This is a genomic window from Ruegeria sp. AB8 (assembly GCF_056542605.1).
This window is the reverse complement of sequence record NZ_JBQGAB010000014.1, coordinates 93,521-110,461: the sequence shown is the minus strand read 5'-3', so window position 1 is coordinate 110,461 and position 16,941 is coordinate 93,521. Positions and strand designations below refer to the sequence as shown.

At 58.0% G+C, this 16,941-nt stretch carries 17 protein-coding genes; 11 read left to right on the top strand and 6 right to left on the bottom strand.

Annotated elements, in window-relative coordinates; translation table 11 throughout:
• The first annotated feature begins 630 nt into the window (after positions 1-630).
• From ACR0CG_RS15505 to ACR0CG_RS15495, 3 genes are all read left to right on the top strand, one after another.
• Positions 631-2,067: a DegQ family serine endoprotease gene (locus ACR0CG_RS15505; RefSeq protein ID WP_480526056.1), complete on the top strand. Its 1,437-nt coding sequence runs from the start codon at positions 631-633 to the stop codon at positions 2,065-2,067.
• A 164-nt stretch (positions 2,068-2,231) separates the two neighbouring features.
• Positions 2,232-2,912: a response regulator transcription factor gene (locus tag ACR0CG_RS15500; protein ID WP_170616300.1), complete on the top strand. Its 681-nt coding sequence runs from the start codon at positions 2,232-2,234 to the stop codon at positions 2,910-2,912.
• Positions 2,905-4,275, top strand: coding sequence for a sensor histidine kinase (locus tag ACR0CG_RS15495; protein WP_480526054.1), 1,371 nt, complete (start codon positions 2,905-2,907; stop codon positions 4,273-4,275). The genes ACR0CG_RS15500 and ACR0CG_RS15495 overlap by 8 nt, the downstream gene beginning before the upstream one ends.
• On the opposite strand, the gene ACR0CG_RS15490 is transcribed toward ACR0CG_RS15495, so the two are convergent.
• From ACR0CG_RS15490 to ACR0CG_RS15480, 3 genes are read right to left on the bottom strand one after another with little or no spacing between them, the layout of a single operon-like run.
• Positions 4,272-4,739, bottom strand: coding sequence for a CYTH domain-containing protein (locus tag ACR0CG_RS15490; protein WP_170806215.1), 468 nt, complete (start codon positions 4,737-4,739; stop codon positions 4,272-4,274). The genes ACR0CG_RS15495 and ACR0CG_RS15490 overlap by 4 nt on opposite strands.
• Positions 4,736-5,479: an AAA family ATPase gene (locus ACR0CG_RS15485; RefSeq protein ID WP_170806214.1), complete on the bottom strand. Its 744-nt coding sequence runs from the start codon at positions 5,477-5,479 to the stop codon at positions 4,736-4,738. The genes ACR0CG_RS15490 and ACR0CG_RS15485 overlap by 4 nt, the downstream gene beginning before the upstream one ends.
• A 3-nt stretch (positions 5,480-5,482) precedes the next feature.
• Positions 5,483-6,982, bottom strand: coding sequence for a CHAD domain-containing protein (locus ACR0CG_RS15480; RefSeq protein ID WP_480526051.1), 1,500 nt, complete (start codon positions 6,980-6,982; stop codon positions 5,483-5,485).
• A 301-nt stretch (positions 6,983-7,283) separates the two neighbouring features.
• Here ACR0CG_RS15480 and ACR0CG_RS15475 point away from each other — a divergent pair, with 301 nt between their 5' ends.
• Positions 7,284-7,631, top strand: coding sequence for a TfoX/Sxy family protein (locus tag ACR0CG_RS15475; RefSeq protein WP_480526049.1), 348 nt, complete (start codon positions 7,284-7,286; stop codon positions 7,629-7,631).
• Positions 7,632-7,688: 57 nt separating this feature from the next.
• On the opposite strand, the gene ndk is transcribed toward ACR0CG_RS15475, so the two are convergent.
• Together ndk and ACR0CG_RS15465 are read right to left on the bottom strand one after the other, a co-directional pair.
• Positions 7,689-8,111 carry a nucleoside-diphosphate kinase gene (ndk, locus tag ACR0CG_RS15470; protein WP_155143779.1) on the bottom strand — a complete coding sequence of 141 codons (423 nt, stop codon included), beginning with the start codon at positions 8,109-8,111 and terminating at the stop codon, positions 7,689-7,691.
• 102 nt (positions 8,112-8,213) lie between these two features.
• Complete coding sequence (locus ACR0CG_RS15465) at positions 8,214-9,416, bottom strand: multidrug effflux MFS transporter (protein ID WP_480526048.1); 1,203 nt, start codon at positions 9,414-9,416, stop codon at positions 8,214-8,216.
• A gap of 106 nt (positions 9,417-9,522) precedes the next feature.
• On the opposite strand from ACR0CG_RS15465, the gene ACR0CG_RS15460 reads away from it, so the two are divergent.
• From ACR0CG_RS15460 to ACR0CG_RS15430, 7 genes are all read left to right on the top strand, one after another.
• Positions 9,523-11,373, top strand: coding sequence for an ABC-F family ATP-binding cassette domain-containing protein (locus tag ACR0CG_RS15460; RefSeq protein WP_170806210.1), 1,851 nt, complete (start codon positions 9,523-9,525; stop codon positions 11,371-11,373).
• Entirely contained in the window at positions 11,370-11,762 is a 393-nt protein-coding gene (locus tag ACR0CG_RS15455) for an ACT domain-containing protein (RefSeq protein WP_480526045.1), read from the top strand. The genes ACR0CG_RS15460 and ACR0CG_RS15455 overlap by 4 nt, the downstream gene beginning before the upstream one ends.
• A complete protein-coding gene (locus ACR0CG_RS15450) occupies positions 11,759-12,379 on the top strand; it encodes a MarC family protein (RefSeq protein WP_480526043.1) in 621 nt (206 codons plus the stop codon). Before ACR0CG_RS15455 ends, ACR0CG_RS15450 begins: the two co-directional genes overlap by 4 nt.
• A gap of 41 nt (positions 12,380-12,420) precedes the next feature.
• Complete coding sequence (locus ACR0CG_RS15445; protein WP_321253383.1) at positions 12,421-13,002, top strand: retropepsin-like aspartic protease family protein; 582 nt, start codon at positions 12,421-12,423, stop codon at positions 13,000-13,002.
• Positions 13,003-13,062: 60 nt separating this feature from the next.
• Positions 13,063-13,683, top strand: coding sequence for an ImuA family protein (locus ACR0CG_RS15440; RefSeq protein WP_480526042.1), 621 nt, complete (start codon positions 13,063-13,065; stop codon positions 13,681-13,683).
• Between the two features lie 133 nt (positions 13,684-13,816).
• The gene (locus tag ACR0CG_RS15435) at positions 13,817-14,413 is read left to right on the top strand and encodes a YceI family protein (protein WP_480526040.1); all 597 of its coding nucleotides are present in this window, start codon (positions 13,817-13,819) and stop codon (positions 14,411-14,413) included.
• Between the two features lie 78 nt (positions 14,414-14,491).
• Positions 14,492-15,715 carry an MFS transporter gene (locus ACR0CG_RS15430; protein WP_170616260.1) on the top strand — a complete coding sequence of 408 codons (1,224 nt, stop codon included), beginning with the start codon at positions 14,492-14,494 and terminating at the stop codon, positions 15,713-15,715.
• A 118-nt stretch (positions 15,716-15,833) separates the two neighbouring features.
• Here the strand turns inward: ACR0CG_RS15430 and ACR0CG_RS15425 are convergent, their stop codons facing one another.
• On the bottom strand, positions 15,834-16,769 hold the full coding sequence (locus tag ACR0CG_RS15425; RefSeq protein ID WP_480526038.1) for a hypothetical protein: 936 nt from the start codon (positions 16,767-16,769) through the stop codon (positions 15,834-15,836).
• Between the last annotated feature and the right edge of the window lie 172 nt (positions 16,770-16,941).

Below are 16,941 nucleotides of genomic sequence, written 5' to 3'. Positions count from 1 at the left end.
CCTAAACAAGACCCCCTCGTTAACATGCCGCTCAGCGCTTCTGGTACTGAGTAAGCCTTCAGCACCCCCTAGTGCTTCTGGCTCCCCCTCGCTTGGACAATTTCATCGTCGCTTATCCGACCCTTTCAAACAATCTAAAATTGGAAGAAACGGTTAATTTCGAGGAATTCAGGTAGTTTTTGCGCAACATCTCGCTTATTGAAGCTCAACTTTAACGCGATTACGCTCTTATGGCCAAGTTACAAACCGATGTTTTATGATTGTTTGGAGTGATCAATAACGGCAAAAAGAAAATGCGTTACACTCAGGTCTAGTCAGTAGATAATATCTCTTCACAACCTGAAAGCGATTTACTGATCCGCACAACTTTGCGCGACCCCTTTGTTTACCAAACAGATTCAATTCACCAGTTTTCATCCATTGACAGCGATTTTGGCAACAATACACCGATTCGTGAGCTGCGATCCCTGTTCACGCCCAGTATCGGTTGATCTGATTGGTGACAAAGGAAGGCCCGAATGTGGCTGAATTAAGATTTCTTAATCTCGCGATCATGAAAGCCCAAGCCTGAAGCGGCATCTTCTGTCTCAACGCGCGGGTGTAACCGCGTGATGTTAACAGGAGAACTAAATGAGCATCCGAAAATCCTCGCTTCTTTTACCACGCACGTCTGGCTGGATCGGCGCCAGCGCCCTGGGCGCAACCATGCTGGCCTCGACCGCCCTGCCGTCGTTGGCGGATGAAGCCCTGGCAGACCTGGTCGAATCCGTTTCGCCATCGGTCGTGACCATTATCGCCAAACAACAGGCCGCCCCTACCCCGGTTCAGGGAAAAGAGTTTGATTTCGAAGGCCACCCGTTCGGTGAGTTCTTCAAGCGCTTCGGCATGCCTGAAGGTTTCGATGCCCCCCAACGCGGCCCGGCCCAGGGGCTGGGGTCGGGATTTGTGCTGGATGAGGACGGCTACATCGTCACCAACCACCATGTCGTAGACAATGCCGCCACGGTTACGGTCCGTCTGAGCGATGACCGATCCTTCGAAGCCGAAATCGTGGGGACAGACCCCCTGACCGATATCGCCGTTCTGAAAATCGACGCGGGCGAGGACCTGCAGGCCGTCAAGATGGGTGATAGTGAAGTAATCCGCGTGGGTGAAGACGTGGTCGCTATCGGCAATCCGTTCGGTCTGCATTCAACCGTGACCACCGGTATCGTTTCGGCCAAGGGTCGCAACATCTCGCAAGGGCCATATGCTGAATTCATCCAGACGGATGCGGCCATCAACAAGGGCAACTCGGGCGGCCCGCTGTTCAACATGGAAGGCGAAGTAATCGGCGTGAACTCGGCCATCTACTCACCCAGCGGCGGCTCGGTCGGTCTGGGCTTCGCCGTAACCTCGAATATCGTCGAACACATCACCGCCGACCTTTTGGATGATGGTCAGGTAAGCCGCGGCTGGTTGGGTGTCTCGATCCAGAATGTCAGCCCCGAACTCGCGGCCGCATTGGGGATCGAGTCGTCAGCAGGCGCACTTGTGTCGGATGTCGTACCCGGCAGCCCCGCGGAAGGCGCCCTGCAACAAGGCGACGTGATCCTCAGCTTCAATGACCAGAGCGTCGATTCCAGCAGCGAGCTTCCGCTTCTTGTCGGCACGACCAAGGTCGGCACGGACAGCACGCTGACCGTGTTGCGCGACGGCAAGGAAGAACAGGTCAAACTGACCATCGGACAGCATCAGTCCGCATCGGCGGAACCCGACAAGGCGGTTGACGAGACCCTGTCCGGTACATCCCTTGGTGTGACAGTTGCCCCGCTGACAGATGCCGCGCGGGCCGAAATGGGCGTTGACCAATCCGTCGAAGGTGTCGTCGTGACCGACATGTCGCCGGACAGCCCGGCTGAAAAAGCAGGCCTACGGCGCGGTGACGTCATCGTCAAACTGGGCGGTCAGGACACGATCACTCCGGAGGCCCTGAAGGCGGCGCTGGACAGCGAAAAGACTGATCCTGCGCTGGTTCTGATCAATCGCGGCGGCAACCAGATCTTCGTCGCGGTCGAAATCGCCTGATCTGAGACATGCGCGTGCCACGTGATGGGGAAATTTGGCGCGCGCCTCGCCGGCGGGTCTGAATTGTCCGCAGCCTGCCGGCACTGCCGGGTGTGCCTGGTCGCACCCGGCATGTGCTTTATCTGAAATTTGTGTTTAAATCCCGGCAGAAAGGAACCTCGATCATGAGCAGACGCCTTCTGATCGTCGAAGATGACGAAGAGACGCGGGACTTTATCGCCAAGGGGTTTGGCGAAGAAGGATATGTTGTCGAAACTGCGGCCGATGGCCGTGAGGGGCTGTACCACGCAACTGACGGAGGATTTGACGCTGTCGTCCTTGACCGGATGCTGCCGGGTCTTGACGGGCTGTCCCTGATCAAATCCATGCGCGCCGCCGGGTTGAAGACGCCCGTTCTGATGCTGACCGCCATGAGCGCTGTTGACGAGCGCGTCAAAGGCTTGCGCGCCGGTGCCGACGATTATCTGGTCAAGCCATTCTCGTTTCAGGAACTGCATGCTAGGATTGAGGCCCTGTTGCGCCGCCCTCAGGAAGCCGAAGAAAACCCGACCCTGAACTGCCGGGACCTTGAAATGGACCTGTTGACCCGCAAGGTCACACGCGATGGGCGTGAAATTTCCCTGACCCCGCGCGAGTTCCAGATCCTGGAATTCTTCCTGCGCCGCAAGAACCGCGTGGTGTCCCGCACCATGCTGTTGGAAGGCGTGTGGGATTATCACTTTGACCCCAATACCAATGTCGTCGATGTCCATATCTCAAAACTCCGCCGTCAGTTGGATGAAGGCGACGCCCAGCCCCTGATTGAAACTGTCCGGGGGGCCGGTTACATGATTTCTGATGGCTAACCTGCGACTGTCCCTGCGAAATTCCCGTACGCGGCTTGTTTTGGCCAGCATGATCCTCAGCACATTGCTGACTGCGACCGTTCTGGGACTGGTCTATTTGACGGCAAACAGAACGATCGAAGGCGAAACCCGGTCTGTCGTAACCGCCGAGCTGACCGGGCTGGCGGACGAATACGACAGACGCGGCATGATCGGATTGATATCAGCCATTGATCGCCGTCTTGCGAACGCCGCGGAACGCGACGCTTTGTATTTGTTGACAGACAGGTTTGGGACACCTCTTGCCGGTAATCTCGCACAATGGCCCGACGATGTGACTGCAGGCAGCGGCTGGGTCGATCTTCAGGTGCGGCAAACCGAATCCAATCAGTTTGTTCCGATTTCGGCGGCATCGGTCCGGCTGCCCGGCGGCGAAAGGCTTCTGGTTGGTCGGGACGCGTCCGCCAGACAGCAATTCGACCGCGTTTTGTTTCAATCAGTGGCGCTCGCCCTGGCCATTGCACTGCTCCTGAGCCTGCTGACCGGATGGTTGTTAACCCGGCTGGTGTTTTCCCGTCTCAAAGATGTTGCGGACACCGCGGACAACATCGTGTCCGGCGACCTGAGCCGCCGCATTCCTATTCGCGGCACAGGGGATGAATTCGATCAGGTCGCAGGCACCCTGAACAACATGCTGGACCGGATCGAAGAACTGATCAGCAACCTGCGCACGACATCAAACTCGATTGCCCATGATTTGCGGTCGCCCCTTTCGCGGCTTCGGCAAAGGATCGAAGCCTTGACCGATCCCGGCAAGAGTGATCTGGACCGAGAAGTCGACATTGCCCGCGCGACCGGTGAAATCGACCACGTTTTGCGGGTTTTGGGTCAGTTGACCGAGATTTCACGCGCCGAGGCCGGTCTGGGCCGGGAACAGTTCGAACCAGTTGACCTGCAACAGTTGGTGGGCGACGTGGTGGACCTGTACGAGCCTGTCGCAGCGGACCAGGGTATCCGACTTGTAGTGTCCGGCGAAGCAAAGCCAATTCAGGGGCATCGACCGCTTCTGTCCCAGGCTTTGTCAAACTTACTCGAAAACGCGTTGAGGTACGCGCCCGAAGGGTCTGAAATTACGATAAACTTGTCTGGAATAAAGGATTACGTTCTTCTTAGCGTCAGAGACCAGGGCCCCGGTGTTCCGCCCGAGGATCTGCCGCGCCTGCAACTGCCATTCGTCACGCTTGATCCTGCGCGCACCGAACGCAATTCCGGGCTGGGTCTGGCGCTGGTCGCGGCAATTTCGCACATGCATGGGGGCAAATTCTCGGCACGCAATTGCAATCCGGGGCTTGAAGCAACCCTGACGCTGGCGCGAAAGGGTTAGTCGGGAATCCCGTCAATCGCCATCATCTTGTTTTTGTACCGCTTGTCCCCGGTCACATCTGTACCGAACCAGCTTGGCGGCCTGAACCCTTCTGCTTCGGCTTCCGATGTGAACTCGACCTCGACCAGAGACAAGGGCGCAAGATCGCCCAGAAACACGTCCAGCTCAAACACCCGACCATCCGGCAACTCCCCGGTATAGCGCTCTTTTTCGACCCTGCGGCCCTCGGTCTCGGGCCAGAAGGTGTTGAATTGTTCGGGTGTGATTTCAGCCTCTCTTTCCACACGCACCATTGCACCCTTTCCCTTCAGTGTCAGGTAATGAACGTCGTTCTTCTGACGCAACCGCAGTTCGGTGGAATCGTCTGGCGCAGTCAGATAGCCCTGCCGCACCAAGGCCTTGCGCGTTTCTGTCAGATCAGGCCGTTCAGCCACCAGAAACTTACGTTCGATTTCCGTGCTCATGTCAGGGCTTCCAACTCGTCAAACAGCGCCTTGTAGGCCCGGCTTGCCACGCTCGAGCCCGCATAAACGCTGACAGGCGCGCGGTGCATACCCATGCGTTCAATATCGGCTGCGAAGGGTATGACCGTTTTCATGAACCTCTTGCGATACAGCTTTCGCATTCCATCCATCGTTTCCAGATGAAGGGTCTTGCGCCGTTGCACCATGGAAAAGAAGGCCTTGAGCTTCTTTTTGGGCAGTTTTTTCTGTTCAAAAAAACCGATCAGCTGATCGAATGTCCGTTCCGACAGGGTCGTCGGAATGACTGGAACCACAATCTGATCGGCAGCCTTGAATACGTTCTCGGACAATGTCGAAAAGTTTGGCGGACAGTCCAGAATGACCACATCATAGTCACTGCCCGCCGCAACCAGGGCTTTCTTCAACCGGGATCTTCTGTTTTTCATTCGCGACAGGAAAACATCGAAATCGCGATAGGTCAGGTTAGCAGGCAGGACGTCCAGCCGGTCAAAGTCGCTGGCGCGGATCGATTTGGTAAACCGTTCCACATCCTCGAAGAATCGTGCTTCAGTCAGCTTTTTTGACGGCTTTACCCGCAGGTAGAATCCTGACGCCCCTTGGGAATCCAGATCACACAGCAGCACGTTTTGACCCGAACGCGCATAAGCATAGGCAAGATTGACCGAGGTCGCGGTTTTTCCCACACCACCTTTGTTGCTGTAGCAGGCAATGGTTTTCAATCCTCAGTCCCCCTTATGATGAAACAAGCTGCGGAATAGATGCCGGATGTCCGGGCTGTCAAAATGGTTGAAATTGGCGATCACACGATCCCGTTCGGATTTTTGCCGCTGATCAAGCACCGAAATCAGCCCACCAGCGGCCAAGGCCATTTGGGCATCCACCCGGCCTTGTGTGTTCGACTGTTTAGTCACAAACCCTAGCAGCGCGTCCTGCTGGACTGAACAGTCATTGAAACGCCCCAGATTATCTTGCAACTTTTTCAATGGCTTGATGATCGACTTGAATGCCTTTTCATAAAACAGCGGTGCAAAGAATTCCATAAGATACCTGAGTTTCTTGCAGTCAATCCTGAGATCGTGGACCGCTTTATCCGGGGTCATGGGGGATATACGCCGCGCCCTTTTGCAAACCTTGCGGTAGCGTTTCCAGATCAGGGCGCAAGCATATTCATAAGCGCCGCGTTCGGCGTTGGGCCCCGGTTGCAAAGTCTGGGGAGCTGCAAGCAGCGCCGCAAGGTCATCCATCTGCTTTTGATAGGCTGCACTGCGGAACCGACGGGACAGGCTTGAAAGTTTCTGCGCACGTTCCGTCTGGAATTGCCGAAACATGGCCTCGGCACCATCATGAAGATTGGGCGGTATCAAGCTGAAATACATATCCTTTTCCAAAAGGTACACATCCAAGTCCCGCAGCCGACCGGTCGGGGCCATAAGGTCGGAAAATTGCCGCTTGAGGGCATTCGTATGCGCAGGTGAAAAGACCCCTTTGAACAGGCTGAGAACCGAGCGGACACGCCGCAACGAAACGCGGTAATCGTGAAGAAACTCGGTATCAATGTCGGCAATAACACCCGCTTCGTTCCGCCGCGCAACAGCCAGAAAGGTGCGCATCAGATCCACGGCAACCTCAATTGAAGGCTCTTCTTTTCCCAATAGTACGATAGGTTTGGATTGATACGGGGGCGTTTCAGGGAACAGAATGGGGTAAACGACATCAAGACCGCCTTCGTCCCCGGCCATTTCCTGCAATGCTGCGCAGATCGTTTCATAGGCGGGTTCATATCCGCGCAGGGAACGAACTCGCACCAGGGTCGCCTGCCTGTTTTCGGATTTCAGTGAAATCAGTTCGCCGCGTACACGCGTCTTTTCCAAATCGTTAACTGCGGCAAATTCCTGGATTTCCAAATCTCCTGCACCAAGGTTCATCAATGCACGCAGCTTTGGAAATCCGTTCAATGCATCACGTACCGGACCGTCCGATAGATCCTGAACGAACTTTCCCGTGCCTGTGCCCTTCTGAACCGGAAATCCTCCATTGCCCTGCAAAAGCCGCAGTGTTTCGACGACCTCCAGCAAGATCGACCCTGCCGTTCTGAGCGATTGATCGTGGCAATCCAGCCAGTTGAAGGACTGCGGCGGAGTCCCTCCTTCAACCCGTAAGGCCAGCCCTTTCAGGCCCTTGTTGAACGCGAACGGGTCAAACTTCCCGTCAACAACGTACACTCCGGCCCGCCGTACCATCAGAACCCGTGCTTGCGAGGCATGCGGGGCCCATCGATCAAAAAAGTTTCCATGATTTCTGTCTCACTCACTTCTTCGACCACCCGGCTTTCGCGACATTGTATTCGGCTACCGATTGTTACCGGTTTCCTTGATTTTCCAACATCGGAGACTGCACGACAATATGACAGCATGAAACCGTAGCTTGGGTGATCAGGCAAGAATTGCGTCAATGTTATCCTTCAGACCGGCGACACTCCATCAACCGGATGACAGCATCGCGGCGTCCAGATAAGACTTGGGCATGTCAGATCCTGTTTCATCCATCCGCAACCTCGGCCCTGCCTTTGAACAGGCATGCGCACGCGCTGGAATTCATTCGGCGCAGGAGTTGCGCGAACTGGGGGCCGACGCGGCGTATGCCCGGCTGCTTCAGGCAGGATCACGACCGCATTTCATTGGCTACTATGTACTTGTCATGGGATTGCAGGGCCGCCCCTGGAACGATTGCAAAGGCGAGGAAAAGAAAGCGCTGCGTCAAAGGTTCGATGCGATCAAGGCCAATACAAAGACCGCCCCGCAATCGAAGTTGGTTTCGGACCTCGACGCCATCGGAGTGCGCATCACGTCGAATGACCTCAAGCCAGTTTGAACAAAAAAACCGCCCCCGAAACCAGAGGCGGCCTAATCTGTTCACCAAAGTGGTGGCTTAGCCGACCAGCTCGATGCCCGAGAAGAAGTAAGCGATTTCAACCGCTGCTGTCTCAGGTGCGTCCGAACCGTGGACCGAGTTTTCGCCAACCGATTCAGCGAACTCGGCGCGGATGGTGCCAGCTGCTGCGTCTGCAGGGTTGGTTGCGCCCATGACTTCACGGTTCTTTGCAATGGCGCCTTCGCCTTCCAGAACCTGAACAACAACCGGAGCCGACGACATGAATTCGCACAGTTCGTCATAGAACGGACGCTCGGCATGTACTTCGTAGAACTTGCCGGCTTGTTCCTTCGTCATGTGGATGCGCTTTTGCGCAACGATGCGCAGGCCGGCTTCTTCGAACTTGGCGTTGATCTTGCCAGTCAGGTTGCGGCGGGTTGCATCGGGTTTGATGATCGAGAATGTGCGTTCCAGTGCCATGTCGGCCTCTCCTTACTATATGACGCGGACCCGCGCCGAAATCTATCGCGCGCCGCCTAGCATGGTCTGTCCCTTAAGAAAAGCACTATGATGCTTTGCGGATCAGATCGTGTCGGGCAACGGGTCGCGCTGGTCAATCCAGCGCACATAGAGCACGGCAAGAAGGCCCGCGAAACTACTGACGCCCATCATCCCCAGCACGATGAAGGGTGCGTTTCCGGGGGTGACCAGTACCCCGGTGGCCGAAGTCAGGATTGCGCCCAAGGCCACTGTCATAGCGCCCGAAAGACCTGCTGCGCTGCCTGCAAGCTGGGGCCGCACTGACATCAAGCCAGCGGTCGCGTTGGCCACGGTCAGCCCGTTCCCAAACCCGACAAACACGGCGGAACCAAAGAAGGACCAGACAGTCCCCACACCCCCTGCAAAGGTCATCAAGCCGACCAAGGGGCCGACCGAAGCGATCACTCGCCCGGCAAGAATCAGGGTGCTCAGTCTTGTGCGGGCTGCAAGCCGTCCGGTCAAAAAGCTTCCGGCCATGAACCCCATCGTGATGATCCCGATTCCAAGCCCCAGCAAGGCCGGGTTCAGATCGAACCACGTGGCCGCAACAAGCGGCGCACCGGTAATAAAGGCGTAGAACCCGCCGATGGAAAAGGCGGCACAGAATGAATACCCCCAGAACCGTCGCGAGTTGAACAGCAGCGGATAGAGCTTCATCTGGGCGGTGAAGGTTGCGGTTGTGTTGGTATTGGTCTCGCCCAGATCGACCCAGACCAGCGCCAGAAGGCCTGTTCCCATCAGGAAATACAGAACAAATCCGGCCCGCCAGCCGAACAACATCTCAAGCACTCCGCCCAGCATCGGGCCAAGCATTGGCGCCAGTGCCATGGCCATCGAGACATAACCCAGTTTGCTGGCGGCCTCATTGGGAGGATGCATGTCGCGGATGGCGGCGCGCGCCAGAACCTGCCCCGCGATAACAGCGCCCTGCAACATACGGAAACCCAGAAACGCCCAGATCGATTGGGCCATGGCGCAGCCGATCGAGGCGATGACGAAAAGTCCCATGCAGCTCAGCAATACCGGCCTGCGACCGAACCTGTCGGACAAAGGCCCCATGATCAGTTGCAAAACCGCAGACAGCGCCAGGTACCCTGCAACAGACAGGTTCACGAGACCGTAATCTGCCTGCAAGTCCTCGCCGATATGAGGCAGAGATGGCAGAAACATGTTCAGCGACAGAACCGACAACGCAGTGATCAGGACCAGCGTGATCAGGGATGGAGGCGTTCGCGCGGGTCTCATTCAACAATCCGTTCCGGGTGAAATCATGTCAGCGCTATCACATTGATCGCGTGCTGAACATGTCAAGCTGCTGGCGGCCAAATTCACCCTCTGTTATGAGCGGCTCATGTTACGGATTGAAGACATAACCTACGCGGTAGAAGGCCGTCCCCTGTTCGACGGGGCCAGCGCAACAATTCCTGACGGCCACAAGGTGGGTCTTGTTGGGCGCAATGGCACCGGCAAGACCACCCTTTTCCGCCTCATCCGTGGGGAACTGGCGCTGGAATCGGGAAACATCAAGCTGCCCAGCCGCGCGCGGATTGGCGGGGTGGCACAGGAAGTCCCCTCCTCCGATGTTTCGCTGATCAATACGGTTCTGGCGGCCGACACCGAACGCAGCGCGCTGTTGGCCGAGGCTGACGCAGCCACCGACCCGGCGCGGATTGCCGATATCCAGACCCGACTGGCCGACATCAACGCCTGGTCGGCCGAGGCGCGCGCGGCTTCGATCCTGAAAGGACTGGGTTTTGACGATGAAGACCAGTTGCGGCCCTGCTCGGATTTCTCAGGCGGGTGGCGGATGCGCGTTGCACTGGCGGCGGTGCTGTTTTCGCAACCCGATCTGCTGCTGCTGGACGAACCGACCAACTATCTGGACCTCGAAGGTGCGCTGTGGCTGGAAAGCTACCTGGCAAAATATCCGCATACGGTCATCATCATCAGTCACGACCGGGGTCTGCTGAACCGCGCTGTGGGATCGATCCTTCATCTGGAAGACCGCAAGCTGACCTATTACGCGGTGCCCTATGACAAATTCGCCGAGCGTCGCGCCGAGCGGCTGGCGCAGGCCGAATCCGAGAACGCCAAGGCCAAGGCGCGCATCGCCCACCTGCAAAGCTTCGTGGACCGGTTCCGGTACAAGGCCTCTAAAGCCGTTCAGGCCCAATCGCGCCTGAAAATGATCGAACGCATCCAACTGGTTTCGACCCCGCAAGAAGCCGCGCTACGCGCATTCTCCTTTCCTGAACCCGAGGAGCTATCTCCTCCGATCATCCAGATCGAAGGCGGCGTGACGGGCTATGGTGAGACCGAGGTTCTGCGACGTCTGAACCTGCGCATCGACCAGGACGACCGCATTGCGCTGTTGGGCAAGAACGGTCAGGGGAAATCGACCCTGTCCAAGCTGCTGTCCGACCGCCTGCCCCTGATGGCCGGCAAAATGACCCGCAGCAACAAGTTGCGGATCGGCTATTTCGCCCAGCATCAGGTGGATGAGCTTTATGTTGATGAAACGCCGCTGGATCACTTACGCCGCCTGCGCCCAAACGAGGCGCCGGGCAAGTGGCGATCGCGTCTGGCCGGGTTCGGTTTGAACGCCGATCAGGCCGAGACCGTGGTCGGCCGCCTCTCGGGCGGACAGAAGGCCCGCCTGTCGCTTCTGATCGCAACGATCGACGCTCCGCATATGCTGATCCTCGACGAACCGACAAACCACTTGGACATCGAAAGCCGCGAGGCGCTGGTCGAGGCGCTGACTGCATATTCCGGCGCGGTTGTTCTGGTCAGCCACGACATGCATTTGCTGTCGCTTGTCGCAGATCGGCTTTGGCTGGTATCGGACGGCACGGTCAAGCCCTTTGACGGCGACCTTGAAGCCTATCGCGCCATGCTGCTGGCCCGAGAAAAACCGCTCAAGGGAAAACCGCAAGCGGCCAAACCCAAACGCCCGTCGCGCGAGGCGATGCTGGCCCTGCGCGCTGATCTGCGCAAATGTGAGGACCGGATCGAGAAGTTGAGCGACATGCACGAGAAGCTGTCGGCCAAACTGGCAGACCCAGCGCTGTATGAAGACGACCGGATCAACGATCTGGAATCCTGGAACCGCAAATTTGCCGAGGTTGTCGAAGCCATGCAAAAGGCCGAGACCTTGTGGGTTGCGGCCGCCGAACGACTGGAACAGGCGGAATCCGCATGACCCCACCCGTCAAGGACACCAATGCGATGATTTCCGGCATGCGCCCCGTTTTGCAGCCCGGTGCGTTTGCCTTTGTGGTCTGGCCTGACAACAAACCCTGGCCTGACGGAACACATGCAAGCTGCGTCGAAGCGGAGGGGTTGTCCCTGATCGTCCCGATTGACAGCGCGCCACAAGACACGGTCGCCATGCACTGCATCACATTGCAGGTTCATTCCTCGCTGGAGGGCGTGGGCCTTACCGCTGCCGTATCTGGTGCTTTGGCGCGGCAGGGAATACCTGCAAACATGGTCGCGGGATATCACCACGACCACATCTATGTCCCCGCAGCGCAGTCGCAAGACGCCTTGCGTGTCCTACAAGACCTGCAACGGAGCAGCAAACAGTGATAGACAGCGCATTCCTGATTACCGCGTTCACGACGCTATTCGTGGTGCTCGACCCGCCTGCGCAAACACCGATCTTTGTGGCGTTGACCCAAGGCATGGATTGGAACACGCGCCGCTCGATCGCAATCCGCGCGTGTCTGACGGCGGGCGCCATTCTGGCCATGTTTGCCGCCTTTGGCGAAGCGCTTCTGGGGTTTGTCGGTATCTCGATGGAGGCATTCAGGGTCGCCGGTGGCGTCCTGCTGTTCCTGACAGCGCTCGACATGCTGTTTGAACGCCGAACAAAACGGCGTGAAACCAGCGCCGAAGAAGAAGAACACCCCGATCCGTCGGTTTTTCCGCTGGGCATTCCGTTGATTGCAGGTCCGGGCGCGATTGCAACGATGATTTTGCTGGCAGGACAGCAGCCCGGCATACAGGGGCTGGCCGTCGTCATCGGTGTGATGCTGGTCGTGCTGGCGATGGTGTTCGTGATGTATCTGACATCCGGCGCTGTGGCCCGTGTTCTGGGCAAGACCGGGCTGAACGTACTGACCCGCCTGCTGGGCATGTTGCTGGCCGCGTTGTCGGTTCAGTTCATCCTGGACGGTCTCAAGGCCTTTGGATTTGCGTCCTGAATCCCCATATATCACTCAGGTAATATTGTTGGGATAACAGTATGGATGGCGACAGCATTGCACGTTTGGCGTATCTGAGCCTGCTCGGCGCAGCGGTGGTGGCCTGGTTCATCTCTCAGAACCGGCAATCGCTGAACAAGACCTTGCAACAGATGATGGCCTGGGTGTTCATCTTTATTGGCGTGATAGCTGTGGTGGGCCTGTGGGAAGACATCCGTTCAACCGTGGGCCCTTCGGCGCAGATGTCCGTAACCGGCGACACGGTTGAGGTTCCCCGGTCTTATGACGGGCACTATTACCTGCCAGTTCTGGTGAACGGAGAGCCGATTACATTTCTCGTCGATACCGGAGCCAGTCAGATTGTCCTGAGTTCCGCAGACGCAAGGCGCGTCGGCATTGATCCGGATCAGTTGAACTATTTTGGCCGCGCCGCCACCGCGAACGGAGAAGTCCGGACAGCGCCTGTACGTCTGGACAGCCTCGAGCTTGGCCCGATCGTAGACCGCAACATCTCGGCCTGGATCAACGAAGGCGAGCTGCATCAGTCCCTTCTGGGCATGGATTATCTGCATCGTTTCTCGAACATCCAGTTTGCCGATGGCCGTCTGATCCTGTCTCGTTAAATAGCTTCCGGGATCACATCCGATCTTGAGAACAAAACAAGAACATGCTAACCTGACGGCATGTCTGCACACCTTCTCGGCCGCAAACCCGCGCGCGAGGCGCCGGGGATAAAACTGCACCCTCAGATCACCCTGCAACTGGCCCGCGTGCACGAGGCCTGCGGCCCTGCCCGACGCAGCTTTGCCATGTGGCTGGCGGGTCAGGCACAGGGGCCGGTGCTGTGGATTTCCCCCGGGTGGGAGCCCGGCCAGTTGAACCCTGACGGGATGATGCCTTTTGCCGACCCCGCGCGTTTCCTGTTCGTCCGCCCCAACCGCGCCGAAGACCTGCTGTGGTGCATGGAAGAGGCGTTGCGCAGCGGGGCCATCCCGCTGATCATTGGCGACCTGCCCGGTGCGCCCGGGCTGACACCGGTACGACGGATGCATCTGGCCGCAGAACAGGGCGGCGCGATGGGGCGGGCACCGCTCGGGCTGCTGCTGACACCCGGCGATGGCGGCGCGCAAGGTGTCGAGACGCGCTGGCACATGGCGGCGAACCACAAGGGCGAGGCCCGGTCCTGGACTCTGACCCGCCGCCGCGCCCGCGCCCTGCCCCCGGTCAGCTGGCAAGCCACCCAGACCAAACCGCGCGCGGGCCTGCACCTGCACCGGACCGAAGCGCAGGATGTTCCGGCCTGATCGGGCCATTCACGAAGGATGTGATTGGCCAAACACAAAGCCGGGCTCTAGCTGAGGGTCAGAGCTAACCAATCCACCTCAGGGCCCCGATGTTAACCAGACAAGTCAATTTCCAATGCAAATACGGCACCGCATGACGCGCCTGACCCGACGCGACGTCTTGGCCGGTCTGGCCGCAGCAGCCCTGCCGCACCCGGCACAGGCGGCCCTGCGCCCTTACGAACTAGTTCCAGACGGAACCACAGTCAGCTTTACATTCGACCTGGCCGGAATCCTGCAATCCGGCACCATGCCGATCCGGTCGGCCAGCATTGCCCTTGACCTGTCAGACCTTGCCAACAGCAAGGTCGATGTCCTCATGGATGTTGCCAAGGCGCGAACCCGAATGCCCATTGCAAAAGGACCGATGCTGAGCGCGAGTGTGCTGGACGCCAGCACCTATCCGACCATCCGTTTCAGATCGACCCGCATTCAACTTGGCCAAAGTGGCCGAATCTCAGACGGCGCGCAAATTACCGGCGATCTGACCCTGCGCGGCATCACACGTCCGATCACACTGCAGGCCGCGCTGTACCGTCAGCGCGGCACTGCGACCCAAGACCTGAACGAATTGTCGATCCGCCTGCGCGGCGCCCTGAGCCGGCACGATTTTGGCGCGTCGGGCTATGCCGATCTGGTGCAGGACACAGTGGGGCTGGACATTCGTGCCGAAATCAAAGGTAAAGACTGAAGGGATTTGACAAAAACGACTCCGCAAGGTCGATAACGTGCGTGAAATCCCGGCCTGGACAGTCAAGTTGAGAACATCATGCGTACACTCATTTCCTTTGCGGCCCTGTTTCTTTCTGTCATTTTACTACAACTGTCGACAGGCGGCGTGGGTCCACTGGACGCAATTTCCGGTCTGACGCTCAACTTTACCACCGAGCAGATCGGTATGCTGGGTTCGGCCCATTTCCTGGGCTTTTTCGTAGGATGCTGGTGGGCTCCGCGTCTGATGGGCAACGTCGGCCATTCCCGCGCTTTTGCCGTGTGCACCGCGCTGGGGGCCATGGGGCTGATCGGACACACACTGACTGAAAATCCATATATCTGGGCCGCGTTGCGCGTAGCCTCGGGCACATGCGTTGCGGGAAGCTATACGGTGATCGAGGCATGGTTGAACGCCAAGGTCACGAACGAGACACGCGGGCGCGCCATGGGCACTTATCGCATCGTGGATATGGGGGCGTCCCTAAGCGCTCAGCTGATCATCGCGGTCCTGCCGCCTGCCTCTTATGTCTCGTACAATTTGCTGGCCATCCTGTGCTGCGCCGCGTTGCTGCCGCTGACGTTGACCCGGGCCAGCCAGCCCAAAACACCCGACGCGCCGCGACTACGACCAAAACTGGCCTGGAGCAGCTCTCCATTGGCGGTGGCGGGCGTTATTGTGGCCGCGCTGAGTTCTGCATCGTTCAGGATGGTCGGCCCGGTTTACGGGCAAGAAGTGGGTCTGGGCGTGGATCAGATCGCGTTCTTCCTGGCCTCGTTCGTGCTTGGCGGGGCGTTGGCGCAATACCCGATGGGATGGCTTGCGGACAAATACGACAGACGCTGGGTACTGATCTGGTTGTCCTTCGCGGCGGTGCTCAGTTGTGGGGTAACGATGGCGGCTAGTGACACAGGCACAGTAGGTGTCATGCTGGCTGCAGGACTGTTCGGCTTCACGACATTCCCGATCTTTTCGGTGTCATCCGCACACGCCAACGATTTTGCCACAACCGAACAGCGGGTCGAACTTTCTGCGGCCCTGATGTTCTGGTACGCCCTTGGCGCAATCGCCTCGCCCTATGTCTCGTCTACACTGATCCAGGAATTCGGTCCCGGAGCGTTGTTTGCCTTTGTCGCGCTGGGCCATGTGTTCCTGATCGGGTTTGGCCTGGCTCGGATGAGATCGCGGCCAACGCCGGAAGAACGGACCAACTATGTCTATGCCCCCCGCACCTCGTTCACGGTCGGCCGTCTGCTGAAACGATCGCGTGAAGGTCGATAAAACAAGGGCCGGGAAAGTCCCGGCCTGGGTTCGACAGTGTTCGGCCTGCGCCTTTTCACGACGTGCCGCGGCATAGTTGGTTGTTCAAGCAGTCGTGTAAGAAACTAAGCCCCGGACGCTAGTCCGAAGGCGGAGAAGACGGGATCATTTCATCCAGAATTGAACCTGCTTCATATCCCAGCAGATCAACTTCCATTCGCCCCGGATCTCCGAAAGCCCAGGCCCCCACGTGACGTTGCATTCTCTCATAGCCGACGAAATCAGCCATCGCCTTGTTGCCATGCGCATTTTCCGCAAACATGACCTGGCCCGCCGCAACTTTCTGCGGCATCACGCGCTCCAGATACAGTTCCACGACATTGGTCCCCGTAACATTGGACCCGCCGTGATGAACGACATACATTTTGTCCCAGTCTTCTTTACTGATAGCGGCACGCGCATCTGACACGGCCTTGTGCAACGTGGACAGCTCGGCCCGAGCCGCTTGGCGCATGTTGGCCGCCCAAACCGGACGCATCTCGTTGATCGCGTTTGCTACGTCCTGCCGCGTGAGGGTGCCGCGCTTGACCGCTCCGCTGGTGAAGGTGCGCGCGGCCTCAAGCATCTGTCGTTGTCGGGTAATCTCGTCTTCAGGCAGGTCAAGGCCCTCCAGCGACGGCAACAACGTGTCGATTTCTTGCGCAATGGCTGCAAAGTCCTTTTTCCACCTTGCATCAGCATCATCTTCCTCGGGCCAGGGGGTGACGGCACCGATTATCCCTAAAAGAACGTGGGATGTGGACTTGAATATCAGATAGTTTGGCGCGCCCCTGGGAAAGGACACCTGACCATTCTCGGACAGGATCGTGACATCCCGCGCGATCACCATGACCGGTCGGGTCTGTGACGTCAGTGCATCCTGGCCACGGCGGAAAACCGACAGCATCGCCTTGTCAAAGCTTTCAATCGCATCCATGGCTTTGCTTTGGTCAGCCTGAACACTCGGCGTGGCGAATACTGTCAGACACAGAATGGCGGACACCTGTATCAGGCGATGAACCCCGAATAGCTTCATTTCAAACTCCCGTTAACAATTTGCGCGACCATCATACATGGTCCGGGACCACCGCGCGAAGGCCGCGGTAGAACCGCACTTAGCGTCTTTTCGGGCGCCTATCGGTGTAACCGGTCTTTTGCTGGCGAGATTCATGCTGTAGACGGGCGCGCAGACAGATACGCGGAAACGG

Excerpts from the sequence above, each read along its gene's own strand:
- ACR0CG_RS15425 (WP_480526038.1), bottom strand. The coding sequence starts at position 16,769 with ATGAAGCTATTCGGGGTTCATCGCCTGATACAGGTGTCCGCCATTCTG.
- ndk (WP_155143779.1), bottom strand. The coding sequence starts at position 8,111 with ATGGCACTGGAACGCACATTCTCGATCATCAAACCCGATGCAACCCGC.
- ACR0CG_RS15495 (WP_480526054.1), top strand. The coding sequence starts at position 2,905 with ATGGCTAACCTGCGACTGTCCCTGCGAAATTCCCGTACGCGGCTTGTT.
- ACR0CG_RS15465 (WP_480526048.1), bottom strand. The coding sequence starts at position 9,416 with ATGAGACCCGCGCGAACGCCTCCATCCCTGATCACGCTGGTCCTGATC.
- ACR0CG_RS15505 (WP_480526056.1), top strand. The coding sequence starts at position 631 with ATGAGCATCCGAAAATCCTCGCTTCTTTTACCACGCACGTCTGGCTGG.
- ACR0CG_RS15445 (WP_321253383.1), top strand. The coding sequence starts at position 12,421 with ATGGATGGCGACAGCATTGCACGTTTGGCGTATCTGAGCCTGCTCGGC.
- ACR0CG_RS15475 (WP_480526049.1), top strand. The coding sequence starts at position 7,284 with ATGTCAGATCCTGTTTCATCCATCCGCAACCTCGGCCCTGCCTTTGAA.
- ACR0CG_RS15435 (WP_480526040.1), top strand. The coding sequence starts at position 13,817 with ATGACGCGCCTGACCCGACGCGACGTCTTGGCCGGTCTGGCCGCAGCA.
- ACR0CG_RS15490 (WP_170806215.1), bottom strand. The coding sequence starts at position 4,739 with ATGAGCACGGAAATCGAACGTAAGTTTCTGGTGGCTGAACGGCCTGAT.
- ACR0CG_RS15500 (WP_170616300.1), top strand. The coding sequence starts at position 2,232 with ATGAGCAGACGCCTTCTGATCGTCGAAGATGACGAAGAGACGCGGGAC.
- ACR0CG_RS15455 (WP_480526045.1), top strand. The coding sequence starts at position 11,370 with ATGACCCCACCCGTCAAGGACACCAATGCGATGATTTCCGGCATGCGC.
- ACR0CG_RS15440 (WP_480526042.1), top strand. The coding sequence starts at position 13,063 with ATGTCTGCACACCTTCTCGGCCGCAAACCCGCGCGCGAGGCGCCGGGG.
- ACR0CG_RS15460 (WP_170806210.1), top strand. The coding sequence starts at position 9,523 with ATGTTACGGATTGAAGACATAACCTACGCGGTAGAAGGCCGTCCCCTG.
- ACR0CG_RS15430 (WP_170616260.1), top strand. The coding sequence starts at position 14,492 with ATGCGTACACTCATTTCCTTTGCGGCCCTGTTTCTTTCTGTCATTTTA.